23 protein-coding genes are annotated in these 18,790 nt (G+C 63.9%); 11 read left to right on the forward strand and 12 right to left on the reverse strand.

Annotated elements, in window-relative coordinates:
* Positions 1–35: 35 nt before the first annotated feature.
* Both AB0362_RS17590 and AB0362_RS17595 read right to left on the reverse strand, forming a co-directional pair.
* Entirely contained in the window at positions 36–677 is a 642-nt protein-coding gene (locus tag AB0362_RS17590) for a hypothetical protein (protein ID WP_366235994.1), read from the reverse strand.
* A gap of 49 nt (positions 678–726) precedes the next feature.
* A complete protein-coding gene (locus tag AB0362_RS17595) occupies positions 727–1,305 on the reverse strand; it encodes a hypothetical protein (protein ID WP_366235995.1) in 579 nt (192 codons plus the stop codon).
* Between the two features lie 277 nt (positions 1,306–1,582).
* Here AB0362_RS17595 and AB0362_RS17600 point away from each other — a divergent pair, with 277 nt between their 5' ends.
* Positions 1,583–1,858, forward strand: coding sequence for a PLD nuclease N-terminal domain-containing protein (locus AB0362_RS17600; protein ID WP_149406752.1), 276 nt, complete (start codon positions 1,583–1,585; stop codon positions 1,856–1,858).
* Here AB0362_RS17600 and AB0362_RS17605 read toward each other — a convergent pair.
* A complete protein-coding gene (locus AB0362_RS17605; protein WP_366235996.1) occupies positions 1,851–3,245 on the reverse strand; it encodes a PLP-dependent aminotransferase family protein in 1,395 nt (464 codons plus the stop codon). The two genes, AB0362_RS17600 and AB0362_RS17605, sit on opposite strands and share 8 nt — an antisense overlap.
* Between AB0362_RS17605 and AB0362_RS17610 the strand changes: the two genes are divergently transcribed.
* From AB0362_RS17610 to AB0362_RS17630, 5 genes are all read left to right on the forward strand, one after another.
* On the forward strand, positions 3,244–4,185 hold the full coding sequence (locus AB0362_RS17610) for a DMT family transporter (protein WP_366235997.1): 942 nt from the start codon (positions 3,244–3,246) through the stop codon (positions 4,183–4,185). The genes AB0362_RS17605 and AB0362_RS17610 overlap by 2 nt on opposite strands.
* Positions 4,182–5,402, forward strand: coding sequence for a pyridoxal phosphate-dependent aminotransferase (locus tag AB0362_RS17615; protein ID WP_149406755.1), 1,221 nt, complete (start codon positions 4,182–4,184; stop codon positions 5,400–5,402). The genes AB0362_RS17610 and AB0362_RS17615 overlap by 4 nt, the downstream gene beginning before the upstream one ends.
* 161 nt (positions 5,403–5,563) lie before the next feature.
* Positions 5,564–6,727, forward strand: coding sequence for an NADH:flavin oxidoreductase/NADH oxidase (locus tag AB0362_RS17620; RefSeq protein WP_366235998.1), 1,164 nt, complete (start codon positions 5,564–5,566; stop codon positions 6,725–6,727).
* Positions 6,728–6,842: 115 nt separating this feature from the next.
* Positions 6,843–7,784: a DUF808 domain-containing protein gene (locus tag AB0362_RS17625; protein WP_094638341.1), complete on the forward strand. Its 942-nt coding sequence runs from the start codon at positions 6,843–6,845 to the stop codon at positions 7,782–7,784.
* Positions 7,784–8,269 (forward strand): GNAT family N-acetyltransferase, encoded by a 486-nt coding sequence (locus AB0362_RS17630; RefSeq protein ID WP_366235999.1) that lies wholly within the window; start codon positions 7,784–7,786, stop codon positions 8,267–8,269. Before AB0362_RS17625 ends, AB0362_RS17630 begins: the two co-directional genes overlap by 1 nt.
* Before the next feature lie 10 nt (positions 8,270–8,279).
* Here the strand turns inward: AB0362_RS17630 and AB0362_RS17635 are convergent, their stop codons facing one another.
* From AB0362_RS17635 to AB0362_RS17645, 3 genes are read right to left on the reverse strand one after another with little or no spacing between them, the layout of a single operon-like run.
* Positions 8,280–8,492, reverse strand: coding sequence for a hypothetical protein (locus tag AB0362_RS17635; RefSeq protein WP_366236000.1), 213 nt, complete (start codon positions 8,490–8,492; stop codon positions 8,280–8,282).
* Positions 8,493–8,500: 8 nt separating this feature from the next.
* Positions 8,501–9,088, reverse strand: a complete 588-nt coding sequence (locus AB0362_RS17640; RefSeq protein ID WP_366236001.1) for a helix-turn-helix domain-containing protein — start codon at positions 9,086–9,088, stop codon at positions 8,501–8,503.
* 48 nt (positions 9,089–9,136) lie between these two features.
* Positions 9,137–9,508 (reverse strand): VOC family protein, encoded by a 372-nt coding sequence (locus AB0362_RS17645; protein ID WP_366236002.1) that lies wholly within the window; start codon positions 9,506–9,508, stop codon positions 9,137–9,139.
* A 63-nt stretch (positions 9,509–9,571) separates the two neighbouring features.
* Between AB0362_RS17645 and AB0362_RS17650 the strand changes: the two genes are divergently transcribed.
* Positions 9,572–10,006 carry a MarR family transcriptional regulator gene (locus tag AB0362_RS17650; protein ID WP_068049409.1) on the forward strand — a complete coding sequence of 145 codons (435 nt, stop codon included), beginning with the start codon at positions 9,572–9,574 and terminating at the stop codon, positions 10,004–10,006.
* A 2-nt stretch (positions 10,007–10,008) separates the two neighbouring features.
* Here the strand turns inward: AB0362_RS17650 and AB0362_RS17655 are convergent, their stop codons facing one another.
* From AB0362_RS17655 to AB0362_RS17665, 3 genes are read right to left on the reverse strand one after another with little or no spacing between them, the layout of a single operon-like run.
* On the reverse strand, positions 10,009–10,818 hold the full coding sequence (locus AB0362_RS17655; protein ID WP_366236003.1) for an alpha/beta hydrolase: 810 nt from the start codon (positions 10,816–10,818) through the stop codon (positions 10,009–10,011).
* A gap of 13 nt (positions 10,819–10,831) precedes the next feature.
* Positions 10,832–11,554 (reverse strand): pirin family protein, encoded by a 723-nt coding sequence (locus AB0362_RS17660; RefSeq protein WP_366236004.1) that lies wholly within the window; start codon positions 11,552–11,554, stop codon positions 10,832–10,834.
* The gene (locus AB0362_RS17665) at positions 11,551–12,003 is read right to left on the reverse strand and encodes a MarR family transcriptional regulator (protein WP_094669507.1); all 453 of its coding nucleotides are present in this window, start codon (positions 12,001–12,003) and stop codon (positions 11,551–11,553) included. Before AB0362_RS17665 ends, AB0362_RS17660 begins: the two co-directional genes overlap by 4 nt.
* Before the next feature lie 86 nt (positions 12,004–12,089).
* On the opposite strand from AB0362_RS17665, the gene AB0362_RS17670 reads away from it, so the two are divergent.
* Both AB0362_RS17670 and AB0362_RS17675 read left to right on the forward strand, forming a co-directional pair.
* The gene (locus AB0362_RS17670; protein WP_366236005.1) at positions 12,090–12,581 is read left to right on the forward strand and encodes a VOC family protein; all 492 of its coding nucleotides are present in this window, start codon (positions 12,090–12,092) and stop codon (positions 12,579–12,581) included.
* 31 nt (positions 12,582–12,612) lie between these two features.
* A complete protein-coding gene (locus tag AB0362_RS17675) occupies positions 12,613–13,395 on the forward strand; it encodes a pirin family protein (protein WP_366236006.1) in 783 nt (260 codons plus the stop codon).
* Here AB0362_RS17675 and AB0362_RS17680 read toward each other — a convergent pair.
* Positions 13,392–14,957, reverse strand: a complete 1,566-nt coding sequence (locus AB0362_RS17680) for a Na+/H+ antiporter (protein WP_366236007.1) — start codon at positions 14,955–14,957, stop codon at positions 13,392–13,394. The two genes, AB0362_RS17675 and AB0362_RS17680, sit on opposite strands and share 4 nt — an antisense overlap.
* Positions 14,958–15,015: 58 nt before the next feature.
* The gene (locus AB0362_RS17685) at positions 15,016–15,819 is read right to left on the reverse strand and encodes an SDR family oxidoreductase (RefSeq protein WP_366236008.1); all 804 of its coding nucleotides are present in this window, start codon (positions 15,817–15,819) and stop codon (positions 15,016–15,018) included.
* 113 nt (positions 15,820–15,932) lie between these two features.
* On the opposite strand from AB0362_RS17685, the gene AB0362_RS17690 reads away from it, so the two are divergent.
* Positions 15,933–16,655, forward strand: coding sequence for an ABC transporter ATP-binding protein (locus AB0362_RS17690; protein ID WP_052049937.1), 723 nt, complete (start codon positions 15,933–15,935; stop codon positions 16,653–16,655).
* A 26-nt stretch (positions 16,656–16,681) separates the two neighbouring features.
* On the forward strand, positions 16,682–18,235 hold the full coding sequence (locus AB0362_RS17695) for an ABC transporter permease (RefSeq protein ID WP_366236009.1): 1,554 nt from the start codon (positions 16,682–16,684) through the stop codon (positions 18,233–18,235).
* Here AB0362_RS17695 and AB0362_RS17700 read toward each other — a convergent pair.
* Positions 18,227–18,787 carry a sugar O-acetyltransferase gene (locus AB0362_RS17700; protein WP_366236010.1) on the reverse strand — a complete coding sequence of 187 codons (561 nt, stop codon included), beginning with the start codon at positions 18,785–18,787 and terminating at the stop codon, positions 18,227–18,229. The two genes, AB0362_RS17695 and AB0362_RS17700, sit on opposite strands and share 9 nt — an antisense overlap.
* Positions 18,788–18,790: the final 3 nt, after the last annotated feature.

Here is an 18,790-nt window from a genome sequence, read left to right on the forward strand (position 1 = left end):
AGCCGACTTTGTCCGTACCCCGCTCGAGTGCAGAGTCAGGCCCTCGCGGTGGAGACCGCGCGTCGAATGATCTGTTCGATTCCGTAGATGTCGTCGGAGTCTCGTGGTGCGTAGAGGAAGACATAGGTCTCGGGTAGCCCGAGGACCGGGCGTCCGGCCAAGGGGTGCAGTTCACCCCACCCCGCGGAGATGACGGTCTGGGCATCGTCCGGCTGCATCACCACGTGCATCGAGCCTTCGCTCTCGTGTAGGTGCAGAACTTCGCCCTTAGTTCGCGATATCCACGGCGCGGCAGCATTGATGTCCGAGACGTACAGCGCGTCGCCTCGTCGCTCGAATCGACTGCGCTCCATGTGAAACGGCAATTCCGATCCGGCGTGTTCGGTGACGGCGGCAGTCAGACGCTCGATCGAAGCAGGGGTACCTCGATCGGTGAGTTGGCGATGAGGAATGGGGTGCGGCGCGATCGACGGCCGTTGTCCGGATCGGGGTTCGAGATGCCAGTGCAGGCCAGGACTCGCTGTGCCGGCGACCGTCAGTGGATCGCGTCGAGCAAGTGGCCTCAGGGCAGTGGTGATCAGCCAGCCGCCCACGTTCGCGGGAAGTCCGCCCGGCCCCAGTCCCATCCACGCGGCGTAGTCGTTCTTGACGTTCTGCACAGTTCCCCCCCAGGTCACGTCGCTCAGTGACAACGTAGCCCGGAGGGGCCTGTCGTGGGTAGCTCTCTCAGGCCGGGCAGCTCACGGTGTAGGTCCAGACGGTGTTGGCCGGTCCGGTGACGCGCACCAGCACGTTGGTTGCTGCGCCGGGCGGAACTGCCACCACCACCGAGCCGACGCCGGTGCTGCCGCCGACATAGCCGGTGTTGTGGATCAGTGCGCCCTGGTAGAACACCTCGATCTGATCGGGAACGTCGACGGTGTCGTAGCTGAGAACGAACGACGTCGGTCCGGTTCGACCCAACTCGTGCAGGGTCTCCGTCACGCCCTCTTCTCCCGACAGAGTCGAGGCGTTGCACTGCTGGGTCGCGATGCCTCCGTTCGCCGAACCCGTGTCGATCCCGAGGATGCCGCCGGCTATGGCACTTCCGCTTCCGAGAATGCGTACACCGTTGTCGATGATGTTCCCGCCGTCGAGAATCGCACTGCCACTGTCGACGATGGCGCTGCCGCTGTCGACGATCGGGCCGAGTTCGGGCTGGGCCAGGGCCGACGCGGGCGCGGCCAATGTGAACGCTGCGGCGGTCAGGGCCACCGCCACCGAACGGCGCGCCAGGTTCTTACGAATTCCACTCTTGCTCGACACAATTCCTCCACCGAAAGTACTGGACGGGCTGTCCGTCTCAGCGATGGTGGCACAAAGGAACCGCGTCGGATATCCCTTGTTCGGATGATCGTTCGGAGCCAAATTGTCTGTGCCCCAAAGGCTTGTGTCGTTCGGTCGACTGAACAACGGGGCCGACCCGGACCGCGTCGTACATCTCGAGATGTACGACGAAATACCCACGCAGACCGATGTGGCGCGGCCTGCGGGTTCGTAACGTTGTCCAGGTCAACGAAACAGCTATATCGGAGGAACCGTCATGCACGCCGTAACACTTCTGTCTCAGCAGCCGTCCACCACCGAGCAGGTGCTGGGGTGGGGCTTGGGAACCATCGTTCTGGTGGCAGTGCTCGGCGCGGTCGTTCTGTTCGTTGCTGCGTTGGTCAGCATCATCGGCTCGCCGAACTACACCGTCGCCGGTCGCGCAGTGTGGATCTTCGTCGTACTGGCGTTCCCGTTCCTCGGTCCCCTGGTCTGGTTCGTGTGGGGTCGGAAGTCGACGTTTGCCGTCGATGCTTCCAACGGTCTCAGATGATCGAGCCGATCGTGCGCGCCGCGTCGGCGAACTCCCCGGGGTTGGGGCCCGCATAGTTGAGTCGAAGGTACTTTCCGGTTGGTTCGGCGGGGAAGTAGTCGTCGCCGGCCCCGACGATGACGCCCGCCGACTTACATTCGCGCACAATGCGTTCCAGATCTGCGTCGTCGCTCAGTCGCATCCAGAGATTGAGTCCACCTCGGGGCACCGCGTCGAGATGTCCACGCGGTGCGAGCTCGATGAGGCTGTTCGCCAACAAGTCTCGACGCGAAGCCAGCTGAGTACGCAACCGCCGCAGGTGGGTTCGCCAGGCAGGCTGCGTGACCACATCGAGCGCCACGGCTTGCAGAATCCCGCTGACATACATCGATTCGGCTCCCGTATCGGCGAGGATGCGCTCGTGTGCGGGCCCGCGAGCGATCAGGCCTGCCAGGCGAACCGAGGGTGACACCGTCTTGGTGAGTGAGCGAAGGTAGACGACATGCCCGGCGTCGTCTCGTGCGGCCAGCGGACTCGGCTCCGCGGTGATGCCGAAATCGTGGGCCGAGTCGTCCTCGATCAGAAACGCGCCGTGGCGTCGAACAGTGGCGAGGACCTGCTCGGACAATGTGGGCGACCACTGTGCCCCGGTGGGGCTGGCGAACGTGGGTTGGGCATAGAACGCCCGAGCGCCGGTGTGCGCGAATGCCCGAGCAAGCGCGTCGGGGTCCGGACCGTCGACGCCGCTGGGTATCGGTACGACGCGGACACCTGCCTGCGTGGCAGCAAGGATCGCGCCCCAGTACGTCGGGGACTCCATGAGTAACGGCCGACCGGCTCCGACGAGCGCCCGAAATGCCGTGCTGAGTCCGGTCTGGCTGCCGGGGATGATGACGACGTCACTGGCCGACGGTGGCGTGATGCCCAACGGTGTCGACGCCCCCAACTCGGCGGCGAACCATGCCCGCAGTTCCGGCAGACCCGCGGTGGGCGGTCGGGCGATCACCGCGTCGGTGCGCGAGGCGCGGGTGAAGGCGGCGTGAACAAGCCTTTCCGGCAACAACTCTCGAGCCGGGTAGCCAGAATGCAGAGCGATCACGTCGCTCGACGTCGACTGCAGAGCCGCCGGGAGTTGCAGTCGATTGTCCGGCGCTCCCAGAGCCGCAGTCTGCCACCCGTAATCGTTGGGGCGCGCTGTGCGCACCGTCTTGACGAATGTGCCGACGCCAGGCCGGCTTTCGATGACGCCCTGCGCGATGAGCGTACGGAGAGCCTTCTGAACCGTGACCGGGCTTGCCGAATGTTCGGCGACCAGGGCGCGGGTGGACGGCAGCCGGGCTTCCGGTGGCGCAGTCGCAATCCATATTCTCAGTGCAGACACGATCCGGGAACTGCTATCGTCGGACATGACACAGCATAGTAGCGCTACTCGGTCTGGGGCGGGTCTGCTATCCCGCGCCGGACTGCTCTGGGGCCTGGCAGGCGTCACGGCGTTCTCGTTCACGGTGCCGCTGACCCGCGTCGCCGTCACCGGGGGCCTGTCCCCGCTTTTCGTCGGAACTGGACGCGCTCTGGTCGCCGCCGCATTGGCTGCGGTAGCGCTCGCCGCTACTGGGCAACGGCTCCCTCAGGGGCGGCAGTGGATGCGGCTCGCGGTGATCGCGGCCGGTGTCGTCATCGGCTTTCCGGTGCTCACCTCGTACGCCCTCACCACTGCATCGGCCGGGCACAGCGCCGTTGTCATCGCATTGCTGCCGGCCGCCACCGCCGTCGTCGCTGTCGTCCGCGAACGGCAATCCGTGCGGCCGATGTTCTGGTTGGTCGCAGGCGTGGGCGCTGCCGTCGCAGTCGGATTCGCTGCTCTGCAGGGCGGGCAGTCGACGGGTGTCCAGTGGTCGGATCTGCTGCTGCTCGGAGCAGTGGTCGCCGCGGCGGTGGGATACGCCGAGGGCGGCCTGTTGTCGCGAGAACTAGGCGCGTGGCAGACGGTGTCGTGGGCGCTGGTCGTGTCCGTACCGTTCACCGGCGCATCGGCCGCGTTCGCGTGGTGGCAGCAACCCTCGACAGCCGGTGCGCCCGAGTGGACAGCCTTCGGGTACCTGGCGGTGGTGAGTATGTACCTGGGGTTCTTCGCTTGGTACCGGGGACTGGCGATCGGTCCGATGTCCAGCGTCAGCCAGGTCCAGTTGATCCAACCTGTGCTCACCATCTGCTGGGCCGCGATCATCCTGCGCGAGGGCTTGACCTGGCCGGTGCTCGTGGGTGGAGCGGCGGTCATCGTGTGTGCAACAGTGGCGGTCCGGACCCGGATGTCGCCGACCGTTCGGCAGGAGGAGTTTTCGAAATGACGAAATCGATCGATCAAGCGCGCAAGCTCGAGAACGTGCGGTACGACATTCGTGGACGCATTCTGGACAAGACCGAAGAACTCGAGGAGCAGGGGCACGCGATCCTGCGGCTCAACGTCGGCAATCCTGCCCCGTTCGGTTTCGAGGCACCGGACGAGATCATGATGGCGATGATCCGCAACCTCCCTACCGCACAGGGTTATTCGGATTCCCGGGGCCTGTTCTCTGCCCGCACCGCGGTGGTTCAGTACTACCAGACCAAAGGCCTGACCGATCTCGACGTGGGCGACGTCTACCTCGGCAACGGGGTATCGGAATTGATCACGATGACGATGCAGGCGCTGTGCAACCCGGAAGACGAAATCCTGATCCCGTCGCCCGACTATCCGTTGTGGACGGGCTCGGTGGCTCTCGCCGGGGGCGTACCCGTCCACTATCTGGCCGACGAAAGCCAGGACTGGGCCCCGGACTTCGAGGACCTCGAAGCCAAGATCACCCCCCGCACCCGTGCGATCGTGGTGATCAATCCCAACAACCCCACGGGAGCGGTGTATCCGCGTGAGGCACTGGAGCGATTCGTCGACCTGGCGCGGAAGCACGATCTCATTCTGCTGGCCGACGAGATCTACGAGAAGATCGTCTACGACGGTGCGGAGATGATCAATCTCGCCACTCTGACGGGCAAAGATGTTCTGTGCCTGACCTATTCGGGTCTGTCGAAAGCGTACCGAGTGTGTGGATTTCGTGCCGGGTGGCTGGCGATCACGGGCCCGCGTCGGCGCGCGGCGAGTTTCATCGAGGGCATCACCCTGCTGTCCAATATGCGCATGTGTGCGAATGTCCCGGCGCAGCACGCGATACAGACCGCGCTCGGCGGTCGGCAGTCGATCGAGGATCTCCTACTTCCGGCGGGCAGGCTGACCGCGCAGCGCGATCTGGCGCATCGCATGCTCAACTCCATCGACGGAATCAGCTGCGTGCAGGCAGCGGGTGCGCTGTACATGTTCCCCAAACTCGACACCGAACGCTTCGGCATCGTCGACGACGAGAAATTCGTACTCGACCTACTGGAGTCCGAAAAAATTCTCGTCAGCCACGGCCGCGCGTTCAATTGGGATGTGCCCGATCACTTCCGACTGGTGACACTGCCCAACGTGGACGACCTCGCAACGGCACTCGAGCGGCTGGGCAACTTCATGAGCTCTTACCGGCAGTGAAGATCGACCTTGGACCGGTGTGCGTACAGGAAGCCGCACACCGGCCCTCACAGTCAGGTGAGTTGGACGGTGAGAAAACCGTCACCGATTTGCACCACCGGTGTAGTCGGTCGAAACGTGCCAGGTGATGAGGTGGTTCTACCGAGGAAAGGACCACTGCCATGCCCGATCTCTTCAGTCCGTTCACGCTCAAAGGCGTCACGCTTCGAAACCGCATCGCCATGTCGCCGATGACGATGTACCGCGCCGTCGACGGGAAGATGAACGACTTCCACCTCATGTATCTCGGTGCGCGTGCGGCAGGCGGCTTCGGGATGGTGTTCCCGGAGCAGGTTGCGATCACGCCCGACGGACGCACCACTCCCGGGTGCGCCGGGATCTACGACGACGATCAGATCGAGGGTCACGCTCGCGTGACGGCGATGATCAAGCAGATGGGATCGGTTCCGGCGATTCAGCTGGGCCACACCGGACGCAAGGGCAGTGAAGTGCCACCGTGGCAGGGCGGACACCAGCTTCCGGCAGAACATCCCGACGGATGGGAGTGTGTTGCGCCATCGGCGATTCCCTACGGCGGCGACCACTCGTTCCCCGTCCACGAACTCACCGTGCCCGAGATCAAGGCGATCCATCAGAGCTACGCCGACGCAGCTGTTCGTGCTGCGGAAGCCGGGTACGAGTGGCTCGAAATGCACTACGCCCATGGTTATCTCGGTGCCAGCTTCTTCTCCCCGCTGGCGAACCAGCGCACCGACCAGTACGGCGGAAGCCTGGAGAACCGGGCACGGTTCCACCTCGAGGCACTCGACGCGGTGCGTGAGGTGTGGCCCGAGAAGTATCCGCTCACCATGCGATTGGGCTCGGACGACCATCACCCCGACGGAGTTCAGTTCGACGAATCCATGATCGCCATCGGATGGATGAAGGAACACGGCCTCGACATGGCGGATGTCAGCCTCGGCTTCAACACCGACGACATGGTGGACCCACCGTTCGGCGACATGGGGTTCATGGTCGAGCGCGCCGCGCGGGTAAAGCGTGAGCTGGATATTCCGGTGACGTGCAGCTGGAACCTCGGTGTTCCGGAAAATGCGGACGCCGTGATCCGCGACGGCAAGATCGACGTGGTGTTGCTCGGTCGTCCGGCGCTGGCCAACCCGCACTGGCCGGTGTGGGCTGCACGCGAGCTCGGCCATGGTGACCCGTTCTCGCTGGTGCCCGAGGACTGGAGCTGGTGGTTGAAGAATTTCCGAGGACACGACCCGAGCATCGGATTGCCGCCTGCGAAGGTCGTCGAGGTCGAGGAGGAGCGCAAGATCGCGTAGCCACCGACAAGGAGGGGCCGGACGGCGATCACAGACCACCTGCGGACGGTAGGGTTCCAAGGGCTCGCATCATGAGGAGCCCAGTGGTGTTCTCGTATCGACGCGGAGGTTTGTGATGGCCGGCGGACTCGTAGCCCTGCTCGACGACGTGGCAGCGCTGGCGCGTCTGGCAGCTGCGTCCATCGACGATGTCGGTGCGGCGACAGGCAAGGCGACGGCCAAGGCCGCCGGCGTCGTGATCGACGACGCAGCAGTGACGCCGCAGTACGTTCGCGGTCTCGCAGCCGAACGTGAACTGCCCATCATCAAGCGCATCGCCGTGGGCTCACTGCGCAACAAGCTGCTGATCATTCTGCCGATCGCCTTGTTGCTCAGTCAGTTCCTGCCGTGGCTGCTCACCCCCATTCTGATGCTCGGCGGCTGCTACCTCAGCTATGAGGCCGCGCACAAGATCTGGGGTGCGCTGTTCGGCCACGGCGACCATCACGCCGCAGCCGAGGACGAGCCGCGCGACGAGGACACCGTTGTCTCCGGCGCAGTGCGCACCGATCTGATTCTGTCCGCCGAGATCATGGTCATCGCGCTGGACACCATTGCTGCAGAGGACTTTTGGAGCCGCTTGATCATCCTGGCGGTTGTCGCCGTTGTCATCACGATCGTCGTGTACGGAGTCGTCGCGCTCATCGTGAAGATGGACGACATCGGTCTGAAACTGGCCGACGGCTCCACCGGATTCGTGGAGAAGTTCGGCCGAGGCTTGGTCAAGGGCATGCCGAAGGTCATGTCGGTGCTCTCGGTCGTCGGCACCGCGGCGATGCTGTGGGTCGGCGGACACATCCTGCTCGTCGGTATCGACGAGCTCGGATTCCATCCGATCTACGAACTCGTGCACCACGGCGAGGACGCAGTGCGCGGCGTGGCCGGCATCGGCGGAGTGCTGGCATGGATCGTCAACACCCTCGCGTCGGCGATCATCGGCGCGATCGTGGGCGGCATCATCGTCGCTGCGCAGCTGGGGATCTCGAAGGTACTCGCCAAGCGGGCTGCCGCGAAGTAGTGGGAGTATCGGCGACGTTCGCCGTCGTTCATCCGTCCTCGGAGCCCGCACTCGACATTCTGTACCGCTACAACGTCGATATCGTCGGTCGCTTCTACGGCCGCGAGGCGTCGGACGAGGAAGTGCGCCGAGTCATGGTCGACGAGCCGAGCGACGACCTCACGGGTGACTCGGGCCTGTTCGTTGTCGCGTACGTCGGCGTCGAGGTAGTCGGTTGTGGGGGTGTGCGGTTCGTTTCCGCCGATGTCGCAGAACTGACCAGGGTCTTCGTCGATGCCGGAGCCCGCGGAAACGGCCTCGGAGCATCGATGATCGAGTTCCTCGAAGGGTTCGTCCAACAGTCGCAACGGAAGAGGATTCGTTTGGACACCCGGGCAGACTTGGTCGAGGCGCTTGGGCTGTACGCCAAGCTCGGCTACCGCGAGGTGCCCGAGTTCAACGATGAACCCTATGCCGAAGTGTGGCTCGAAAAGCAGCTCGACTGAACGGCTTCGATCACCGGCGAGCCAGTTCGAGCACCCGTTGCTCGGATACGGAGACGTCGGCGAGCGACGCCGTCAACTGGTCCCATGCGCGCTGAACGCGAAGTTCGTCGCGGCGCAGGCGTTTCTGGGCAGCAGCCAGTCTGCGGCGCTCGGCTCGAAGCGCATGCAACTCGCGATCGTGCCGGGCGATGAACAGGTACGTGTGCGGATCGAACGGATACATGCCAACTCCTATGGTGTCGTGGGGAATCCGTGCATCAGAACCATGACGTGTTCGCGGTCCCCCGAGGTCGCGGCTTCCCCATGTCGACGCCACCTGTCCACGACGGCACGTAATTCCACGTCCATCTCGGCGGTTTCGCTCGCGGTCAGTCGCAGGACGTTGTCGGTGCTGAAGGCAGCCGATACCCACTCCGGACCCCAGGATTCGGATGTTCGATCGAAGTTGCGCAGACGCGACCACTGGTGTGCCAACCAGGAGTCCTTGGATGCTTTCGCAACCTGTAGCGATTCGGGTGAGTCCGCAAAGTCGTTCTCGGACCAGCTGAACCCGTTCTCGTTGGCCTCCGACCACCAGCGCTGACGTTTGTCCGATCCGTTCTCGACCTCCTTCACGAACCCGTGCTCGGCGAGTTTCCGCAGGTGATAGCTCACCGAGGCGGGTGACTCGTCCACCAGATCGCCGAGCTGGGTCGCTGTCATGGACTTGTTGGCGCGCAACGCATAGAGCAGTCGCAGCCGGATGGGATGCGTCAGCGCCTTCAGCTCGGACATGTCCGTCAGCTTCCGTGGCGTCCGATCCTGAGGTGGTGGGGTCATACGACAACCATAACCCGAAAGAAGTATTTCGCAATAGTTCTTTCGGAACTAACTGCTGTGCACGGTGACCGCGTATCCGTCCGGGTCGGACAGGACGAAGGTCTTACCGAAGGGGCCGTCGAAGGGTGCTGTCAGGATGGGCACGTCGGCGGCGACCAGTGACTCGTGCAACGCCTCGGCGTCGTCGCAGGAGAGCCACAGGGCTACCCCCAGTCCTGCCTGCCCGCTGTCGAGATCGGTTCCGGGAGCCGGGTTTCGGACGGCGAACGGGATGGGTGAGGTTGTGAACACCACCGCTCCCGGGGGTGCCTGGGGAGCGCGGACCAGACCGAGCCGGCTTTCGTAGAAGTCTGCGCTGACGGCGAGGTCGCGTACTTGCAGAGAGAGGAAGCTCGGTCCGGAAACGGTAGCTGTGGTCATGTGGGGTCCTTTCGGGATGTTCGTCAAGTTCTTGACGACTGGAATGTATGTCAAGATGTTGACATGAGTCAAGTGGACCTCGACACCTCGATCGGTTACGCCCTCAAGCGGGCCACCTCCGCACTGCGTTCGGCGATGGACGACCGCCTCCGCGAACTCGACATCACGGTCTCGCAGTATTCGAGCCTCGAACTCCTCGCACACAAGCCGGGGCTGTCCAACGCAGAGCTCGCCCGCGCGGTGTTCGTCAGCCGGCAGGCAACCCATCAGTTGCTGGCCGGGCTGACGCGCGATGGCTTGGTGGAGATCGAAGGCGCCGGTCGAGACCAACGCCTGCACGTGACGGCTCGGGGAATCGAACGCCTACGACAAGCGTCGGCCGCCGTCGCAGACGTGGAACGCACCATGATCGAATCGCTCTCCGCGCAGGAGCGGGAAGTGCTGCATCGCAATCTTGTTGCGTGCGCGGAGGCATTGGGCGGCCACCCGCACGCGTGACCTCACTCGATCGAGTCGAGGAACTCCAGCATTGCCGTGTTGAATTCGTTCGGCCGGTCCATGTTCGCGGCGTGGCCGCATTTTTCCAGCACTACCGATCGACCGTGTGAGTTGCCTACGACGGAATCGGAAGCGTGTGCAGCAGGCCAGAACTGACTCTCACGCCCGGCGACCATCAGGTACGGCCGATCCGTTGCTGCGATGGTCGCGCGCCAATCCTGGGCAGCATGGTCTGCGAGCAGAGCCTTCATCGGCGGGGTATCGGGCGACGCCATCTTCGGAACCGCACGTAGCGCGAGCGCGAGCTTCAGGAGCGACGGCACGGACTTCCACTTGGGCAGGCCGTGTCCGGTATCGGGTATTCCGTTGTCGAAGAACGTCGTTCGGTTGTCCTCGGTGAGACCGTAGAAGCCGTTCTTCCAGTCGGAGCTGTTCACCATCTTCGGCGTCTGATCCACCGATACGACGGCTCGTACGTGCTCGGTGCCGAATTGCGAGATGTACGACCAGATGGTGCTCGCCCCCATGGAGCCGCCGATCAAGACGGCCTCGTCGACGCCCACCTCGGACAGGAAGTTCGCCACGTCGCGTCCGTGTCGCTCCATGGACGCCCCGTGGATCGGTGCCTCCGAAGCGCCGTGTCCTCGTCGATCGAGCGCCAGAACGCGATATCCGGCGTCCACCAACGCTTTCTGCTGCAGCGCCCAGGTCGTCGCGGGCGCGCAGAAACCGGCAATGAGCACCACGGCCGGGCCTGTGCCCTCGTCCAGATAGTTCAGGGTGACAGCATCGTCGGTGGTGATGGTCGGCATAGTCGACACTCCCTCAGGCGAAGGTGGCGTGCATTTCCCAGATCATGATTTCGCTCGCGGTCGATGCTGTCACACGGTGTCCGCCGGTGGAGGTCAGTCGCACCGCGTCACCCTGGGCGAGATCGCCGATGTCCTCGAACATCGCCGAACCGTCGGCGACGAAGACGTGACCGAACGGCGCGTCGGGAACGGTGATGGACTGTCCGGGCCGGAGCCGCGCAACGTGCAGTGCCGCAAAGCGATTTCCGATGTGTATTCCACTTCTGCCCGGCATTCCCGATGCCACACAGACCAGCTCGCCGGATGCCAACTCGTCGCGCACGTCCAGTTCGTCGTACGAGGGCACCCGTCCGTCGGCATCCGGCGGGATCCACATCTGTACGACGCGTAGCTTGTCGCGGCTGGTCAGGCTCGACGCGTTGCGTTCGGTGTGGCGAATGCCGGTGCCCGCACTCATGCGTTGAATCAGACCGGGGCGGATCAGTCCGGAATTGCCCTCGGAATCGGTGTGCGCGAGCGTGCCCTCGAGTACCCACGTGAGGATCTCCATGTTCCGGTGCTCGTGCGAATCGAAGCCCTCACCGGGAAAGACGGTGTCCTCGTTGTGCACCATCAGCAGGCCGTGCGCGTTCGCAGCCAGGTCGTAGTTGCCGGTGGCGGGGAAGGACTGTTTGGAGTCGAGCCATTCGTTCCACCAGTGATGCCGCTGCTCGCCGGGAATGTGGGTGAGGGTCACGACGCGTGGTTCCGCATTGCCGAGAAAGTGCGGGTGAGGGCCGCGAGATCCTCTGGGTTCACCAGGTCGAACATGTTCTCCCGTACCGCTGCGGCGTGCCCTGGACTGGCCTCGGCGAGGGTGCTGAGGCCGGACTCGGTGAGCTCGGCGGACATGCCCCGCTTGTCGTCGTCGCATTTGACTCGTCGAACCCAACCGCACTCGACCAACCGGCTGATGGCCCTCGTCACGCCGCTTCGAGTGGTGGTGACGGCGTCGGCGAGTTCGCTCATGCGGCGTCGGCGATCGGGCGCTTCGGAAAGCACCACCAGCAACTCGAAGTCGGTGAACGAGATACCGGAGTCGCGAGTGAGCTGGTTGTCGAGATCGCGAAGCAGCAGCCGAGTCGCGTCGAGGTATGCGCGCCAGGCCGACTGTTCGTCCTGGCTGAGCCACCGTGGGGATTCCATGGGTTCATATTAGTTGACAACGCAACTACTCGGTGTACTGTTCGTAGTAGTTGACGAAGCAACTACTTGACCCGAAGGGTAGAGCGATGACCGAGACAGATCAGCACACCATCGAGCGTGACCGCATCCGTGCCCAGCACATGAAGCCGGCAGGCGAGCGGCCCGCGTCGTCGGCCCGGGGACTGCATCACACCGCCTTGGTCAGCAGCGACGTCGAAACCACTGTTCGCTTCTACCAGGATCTCCTCGAGTTCCCGCTCACCGAACTCATCGAGAACCGTGACTACCCGGGCTCCTCGCACTTCTTCTTCGATATCGGCAACAGCAACCTGCTGGCGTTCTTCGACTTTCCCGGACTCGACGTCGGACCGTATGCAGAAGTGCTCGGCGGCCTCCACCACGTGGCGATCAGCGTCGAGCCGACCAGGTGGGAACACCTGCGTACCAAGCTGATCGACGCCGGAGTGGAACTGATCGAGCACAGCGATGTCTCGCTGTACTTCCGCGACCCCGACGGTGCGCGTCTCGAACTGATCGCCGATCCACTCGGTGAGATGTACGGCTCGCACGTTCTCTGACCCCCCATACTTCGAGATTCGAGGCAATGACATGACCTCTGCAGCAACCACACTCGACGTCCGACGGGCCGACGACCGATTCAAGACCAAGATCGGCTGGCTCGACTCCAAGCACTCCTTCTCCTTCGGCAATCACTTCGATCGTGGCAACACCCACCACGGTGTCTTGATGGTCAACAACGACGACATCGTCACCCCCGGGCAGGGATTCGACACCCACCCACACCGTGACATGGAGATCGTGACCTGGGTACTGCAAGGATCGCTGGTGCACCAGGATTCGATGGGCCACTCCGGCGTCATATATCCCGGCCTCGCGCAGCGCATGAGTGCAGGCACAGGAATTCTGCACTCGGAGAAGAACGACTCGTGGCGACTCGGTGAAACCGCCGGCTCGTACTCGGGCAAGCACGGCGATCCCGTTCGATTCGTCCAGATGTGGGTTGTGCCCGACGAACAGGGCATCACCCCGGGCTACGAGCAGCTCGAGATCGACAGCGAATTGCTCAGTGGCGGGCTGGTTCCGGTGGCGTCAGGGATGGCCCGTCACGCCGATCACGCGGCGATCCGAATCAAGAACAAGTACGCCGCGATGCACGCTGCACGTCTGCAGCCAGGACAAGCCCCGGTCGACGTTCCCGACGCGCCGTTCGTGCACATCTTCGTAGCCGAGGGTGAAGCGATGCTCGAGGGTGTCGGCGTACTCGCCGAGGGCGACGCCGTGCGGATCTCCGGAGGCGGCGGGCAGAAACTGACCACCGCAACCGGAGCCGAAGTGATCGTGTGGGAAATGCACGCGGCGATCGCCGGTTAGTCGGTTTCTCGGTGCGGGCGGAAGGAGTGCTCCTCGTGGTCGAGTTCGTGTTCGAGGCTGCGCATGCTGTTGTCCGGTAACCGGCCGGCGTCTCGCCAGCACAGCAACTCCTCACGCTCGACGGCCAGGATGCGTCGCCGGGTACTCATCGCGGCGATCTGCTCCGGTGAAATTACCGAATCGCCCACTTCGGATTCGTCGAGGTGATCGAGCCGGCGGTGGTAGCGGTCGATGCGGTGTTCCAACTCGTGCCGCAATATCTCCCGACCCTCGTCGTCCAGGTTCTCCTCGTCGGCTATTCGATCCAACTGTGACAGAGCAGCTTTCGTCGAACCCTCGCGCGCTTCGTTCCGTAGTCGCGCCTCCTCTGCGGGATAGGCCACGACGTTCAACCTGCGTACCAGTGGCGCGAATGTCAGCCCCTGACCTATCACCGTCACCAGCACGACGAGAAATGCGCAGAACAGCAGCAGATCTCGGCTCTCGAACGGCTCGCCCGAGTCGATGGTGAGCGGCAACGTGAAGACGGCGGCGACGGTGATGACTCCGCGAGTGCCTGCCCAACTCATCACCACCGCCTCGCGGGCGGACAGCCCCGTGGTCAGCAACCACAGCGGCCGCAGCAGGAGGACGCCGGCGAGCGTGACCGTGACTGCCAGGGCGATGGTCGTCCCCGAGTAGGCCGACAGGCCGCCCACCACGGTGGGCAACTGCTCGCCGATCAACAGGAACACAAAGCCTTCCAGCAGAAGATCGATCAATCGCCACACCGCGCTGGTCTGTAGGCGGCTGGCTCCGGAGATGGCGTGACGGGTGTGGTGACCGATCACCAATGCTGCAACGACGACCGCCAACACCCCGGACGCATGCACTTCTTCGGCCGCGAGGTACGCGACGAACGGCGTCGACAGCGACACGATGTTGAGCAGTAGCGAATCGTGAACGAACCTCTGCACCAATCGAATCAGTAGTGCAACGATAAGGCCCACGACGATGCCGCCTGCTGCGGCGAGCACGAACAATCCCCCGGCATGGGCGGCTGTCATGTCCTGACTCGAGATCGCGGCGATCGCCACGGTCAGCATCGTCAGCGCGGTCGCATCGTTCAGCAGTCCCTCGCCTTCGATGAGCGTCACCAGCTTCGGTGGGATGCCCGCGCGTCGACCCACCGCGAGCGCCGCCACCGGGTCCGGTGGTGCCACGGCAGCACCCAGCGCCATACCGGCCGCCAACGTGATGCCGGGCACGAGCAGCCAAAGGCCCACTCCCACCAGTGCGGCCGTGGCCACCACCAAGGCCACGGACAAGCTCAGAATCGTCCATACGTTGCGGCGGATGGCGATCAGTGAAGAGTTCAGCGCAGCGCTGTAGAGCAGCGGCGGAATCACCAGGGTCAGAACGACCTCGGGGTCGAGAACGATGTCGGGCAGCGCCGATGCGGAGACCGCCAGGCCGGCGAGGGTCAACAACGCGGCCGCGGGCAGCGTCGTCTTCTTCGAGATCACCTGTGCGGCGACGATCAGACCCGTGGCGGCCAGAACCAAGCCGAGAGTTTCTATCACGGTAAGTCGAGAGGGAAATAGTTCACCCGGCTGTATTCCACCAGGTCAGAGGTTCAAACTATCTCTTCAGCCCGAACATCTTCGCGATTGTCTTCTCCATGAAGGTCGCCGGGAGCAATCGCCGCGCCATGAACACGACCGGCGCGTTGCTTCCTCTGGCGTACAACGGTTTCGGCTTGTCGGCTTCGATGGCCTTCAACACCACCTCCGCGACTTGCTCGGCGGAGATGCCGGTTCCCTCCTTGCGGTCCAGGGACGAGATCGCGGTGTGGAAGTCGTCTCGGTGGACCGAATCCGGTGCGATGTACTTGGTCCGACGCTCACTGATTCCGGTGTTGATCGAGCCCGGCTCGACGGTGGTCATCCACACCCCGAAGGGCGAGAGTTCCAGGCGCGCGGCATCGGAGAAGCCCTTGATGGCGGCCTTCGTCGACGCGTAGGACGAGCGGTAGGCGAGCGGGAAGCTCGCCAGCATCGATCCGATCATCACGATGCGGCCGTAGCCACGCTCGCGCATACCGGGAATGACGGCCTGGGACAGCGTCACTGCACCGAAGACGTTCAACTGGAACAGTCGCTCGATGGCATCGGTCGGGAGCTCCTCGAACGGCCCGGACTGACTCTCACCGGCGTTGTTGACCAACACGTCGACGACACCGAGATCGGCGACGAAGTTCCGGATCGACCAGGCATCGGTGAGGTCGAGAGCGCGATACTCGACGCCGGTGGCCCGTTGCGCGTCGGTCATCGAGTCCGGATTGCGCGAGGTGCCGATCACTCGGTACCCCCGGGCGAGGAGCGCCTGCGCAACCGCGCGTCCGATACCCGACGAAGCTCCGGTGACCACTGCCGTGCGATTCATGCCCAGATGGTACCGGGACGGCTGATCGGTACCGGATGACGAACCGTCCCATACCGGTTAGTCTGTTACCCGTGCAAACGAATTCTGCTGCCCTGCTGATCGAGCACCTCTGTATGGCTTTCGGCCCTAAAGTTGCAGTCGACGACCTGTCGCTGATGGTTCCACCAGGTTCGATGTTCGGACTCGTCGGCCCCAACGGCGCAGGCAAGACGACGTGTCTGTCCATGGCGGTCGGTCTGCTCAGGCCACAGTACGGCCGAAGTCTGGTGTTCGGAAGAGACGTCTGGGCCGATCCCATCGCCGCGAAGGAGCTACTCGGAGTACTGCCCGACGGGCTCGCTCTGCCGTCCCAGTTCACCGGCCACGAGCTCTTGACGTACTTCGGACGACTGCGCGCGATGCCGGAGGACGTGATCGCACAGCGTCGGGACGAGCTGTTGGACGCGTTGGATCTCGCCGACGCCGGGGGAACCGTCATCGCCGACTACTCGGCGGGTATGACCAAGAAGATCGGGCTGGCCTCGGCGCTGCTGCACGGCCCCCGGCTGTTGGTGCTGGACGAGCCCTTCGAGGCGGTCGACCCCATCTCCTCCACCACCATTCGCACCATTCTGGTCCAGTTCGTCCGGTCCGGCGGATCGGTGATCCTGTCGAGTCACGTGATGGCACTCGTCGAGCAGCTCTGTACCCACGTCGGCGTCATCACCGGTGGCCGAGTCGTGGCTGCGGGCACGGTGGACGAGGTCCGCGCCGGCGGAAGTCTGGACGACGCCTTCGTTCGCCTGGTCGGTACCCGCGAACAGAACCCCGACGGCCTGTCCTGGATGCGCTCGTGACGTCTCTCGGTCGAACCGTCTTGCAGATGCGAATCACGCTCTACCGCAGGCAATTCAGGGGCGGCCAAGCAGTGGTGAAAAGCGTGTTCGGGTTGCTGGGGCTGGTCTTCGCGGTATTGGCGAGTGTGTTGTCTGCGCGCAGTGGAGCCTCGCAGGTGTTGGTCGGCGGCACCGTGAGCCTCGGGCTGACACTGATCGGTCTGAGCTGGGTGCTGTTCCCGGTGCTCTCGGGTATCTCCGACGACAACATCCAGCCCCGCCACTTCCAGATGCTGTCGGTGAAACCCTCACGCCTGGCGCGTGCCCTGTTGGCCACCTCGGCGTACGGGATGCTGGTGCCGTTGACGGCCATCGCGACCGCGTCGATCCCGATCTATGCCGTGTCCCGTTCTCTCGCAGCACTTCCGCTTGCCCTGGTGGCCTGGCCTGCGACCGTCGTACTCTTCGTGACGCTGTCCAGGGTGGTCACCGTGGCGATGTCTCAGCTACTGAAGAGTCGGCGTAGTCGAGAGTTCGCTCTGCTGGCGTTCGGTGCGGTGTTCGGCGGCCTGTACTTCCTGCAGTTCCCCATCACCCAGAACTTCTCTCGGGTGCTGTCGGGCGAAGTGACATGGCCTCTGACGCTGGCACATTCGATTCCGTTCAGCTGGGGCATCACCGGAGTCGACGCTGCGCTCGACGGCAACTGGCCTCTCGCGATCGGCGCAGTGGCAGGACTGCTGCTGCTCGACGTCGCAGTGGTGTGGGCGTGGCAGCGACTCGTGCTGCGGCTCTTCGAGGGGCGGGTGTCCGCCTCGTACGGCGCGTCGCGGAAGCAGACGGCAACGAACGGCCGCAACGGTGACACCGGCTGGCGCGCCACCCGTGTCGGCGCGGTGGTGATGCGGGAGTTGTCCCTGTGGGGCGGCGATATGCGTCGTCGAAGCCAGTTGCTGTCGGTGCTGATCTTCACGGTGCTCGGAGGCGTCGGTCCGTTGCTGACCGATTCGATTCCGTTCACCGCAGAGTGGGGTGCGTGGATGGTGATCTACATGGCGATGGGCGCGGGATCGAATCTGTACGGCCTCGACGGCGGTTCGATGTGGCATCTGGTGATGATTCCGCAGGCTCTGCGCGACGACGTCCGTGGTCGGCAGATCGCGTGGCTGATGGTTGCGGCACCGTTCGCTATCGTGTCGACGACGGTGGTCCGAGTGTTCGGTGACCTCGGGCTCGACCGGTTGGCGGTCCCCATTTCGGTGACGCTGTCGATGCTCGGCGTCAGTGCAGGGCTCATCGTCGTGATCTCGGTCCGTGCCGCCTACCCGGTCCCCGAACCCACCAAGGCCTTTTCGCTGAACACCCGAGGGTCGTTCAACGGAGGTTCGTTCGCATTGATCTTGCTGTCGATGGTCGTACTCGGAGTGTCGGTGGTGCCCGGTCTGCTGCTGGCACTGCTCCTGCCCGGTGCGTTCGCGTACCTGTCCGTTCCCGTGGCCGCGGCTATCGGGTGGCTGGGCATCTGGTGGGGCGCCCGGATGGCCGTCGACACGCTCGTCGGTGACTGCGACAAGATCTTGCACGAGGTGATCTCACGGTAGGGCGCGAATGGTCCGACACGGGTTGCCGGCAGCGAAGGTGTGCGACGGCACGTCCCGGGTGACGACGCTGCCTGCACCGATCACCGAGTTGTCGCCGATCGTGACGCCCGGGCACACGATGACTCCGCCGCCCAGCCAGACGTTGTTCCCTATCGTGATGGGAAGAGCACTCTCCCAGCGTGTTCGGCGCGCCTCGTGATCTTCCATGGGGTGCAGCGGCGTCAGCAGTTGTGCCCGTGGTCCGATCGACACATCGTCACCGATGGTGATGGGCGCGCAGTCCAACAGGATCGCGTCGTAGTTGAGGAAACTGTTCGATCCGATGGAAATGTTTGTGCCGTAATCACATTGGAACCTGGGCATGATCCACGAATCGTCTCCGAAGGATCCGAGCAATTCGCCGAGAATCTCCCGACGCTCTTCGTTCCGGTCTGCGTCGGTTGCGTTGAATCGGTCCAATAGCCTGCCGCACGCCACCCGAGACGCCACCAGTTCGGGATCGTTGTCTCGGTACAGTTCTCCGCGCAGCATACGATCCCGGTTCTCGCCCATGGA

The organism is Rhodococcus sp. NPDC079359, from assembly GCF_040702585.1.
Lineage (GTDB): Bacteria > Actinomycetota > Actinomycetes > Mycobacteriales > Mycobacteriaceae > Rhodococcoides.

Coding starts and splice junctions, on each gene's coding strand:
- AB0362_RS17675 (WP_366236006.1), top strand. CDS start 12,613: ATGACCTCTGCAGCAACCACACTCGACGTCCGACGGGCCGACGACCGA.
- AB0362_RS17600 (WP_149406752.1), top strand. CDS start 1,583: ATGCACGCCGTAACACTTCTGTCTCAGCAGCCGTCCACCACCGAGCAG.
- AB0362_RS17665 (WP_094669507.1), bottom strand. CDS start 12,003: ATGGAATCCCCACGGTGGCTCAGCCAGGACGAACAGTCGGCCTGGCGC.
- AB0362_RS17625 (WP_094638341.1), top strand. CDS start 6,843: ATGGCCGGCGGACTCGTAGCCCTGCTCGACGACGTGGCAGCGCTGGCG.
- AB0362_RS17700 (WP_366236010.1), bottom strand. CDS start 18,787: ATGGGCGAGAACCGGGATCGTATGCTGCGCGGAGAACTGTACCGAGAC.
- AB0362_RS17615 (WP_149406755.1), top strand. CDS start 4,182: ATGACGAAATCGATCGATCAAGCGCGCAAGCTCGAGAACGTGCGGTAC.
- AB0362_RS17685 (WP_366236008.1), bottom strand. CDS start 15,819: ATGAATCGCACGGCAGTGGTCACCGGAGCTTCGTCGGGTATCGGACGC.
- AB0362_RS17610 (WP_366235997.1), top strand. CDS start 3,244: ATGACACAGCATAGTAGCGCTACTCGGTCTGGGGCGGGTCTGCTATCC.
- AB0362_RS17640 (WP_366236001.1), bottom strand. CDS start 9,088: ATGACCCCACCACCTCAGGATCGGACGCCACGGAAGCTGACGGACATG.
- AB0362_RS17670 (WP_366236005.1), top strand. CDS start 12,090: ATGACCGAGACAGATCAGCACACCATCGAGCGTGACCGCATCCGTGCC.
- AB0362_RS17690 (WP_052049937.1), top strand. CDS start 15,933: ATGGCTTTCGGCCCTAAAGTTGCAGTCGACGACCTGTCGCTGATGGTT.
- AB0362_RS17645 (WP_366236002.1), bottom strand. CDS start 9,508: ATGACCACAGCTACCGTTTCCGGACCGAGCTTCCTCTCTCTGCAAGTA.
- AB0362_RS17695 (WP_366236009.1), top strand. CDS start 16,682: ATGCGAATCACGCTCTACCGCAGGCAATTCAGGGGCGGCCAAGCAGTG.
- AB0362_RS17650 (WP_068049409.1), top strand. CDS start 9,572: ATGAGTCAAGTGGACCTCGACACCTCGATCGGTTACGCCCTCAAGCGG.
- AB0362_RS17635 (WP_366236000.1), bottom strand. CDS start 8,492: ATGTATCCGTTCGATCCGCACACGTACCTGTTCATCGCCCGGCACGAT.
- AB0362_RS17655 (WP_366236003.1), bottom strand. CDS start 10,818: ATGCCGACCATCACCACCGACGATGCTGTCACCCTGAACTATCTGGAC.
- AB0362_RS17620 (WP_366235998.1), top strand. CDS start 5,564: ATGCCCGATCTCTTCAGTCCGTTCACGCTCAAAGGCGTCACGCTTCGA.
- AB0362_RS17605 (WP_366235996.1), bottom strand. CDS start 3,245: ATGTCCGACGATAGCAGTTCCCGGATCGTGTCTGCACTGAGAATATGG.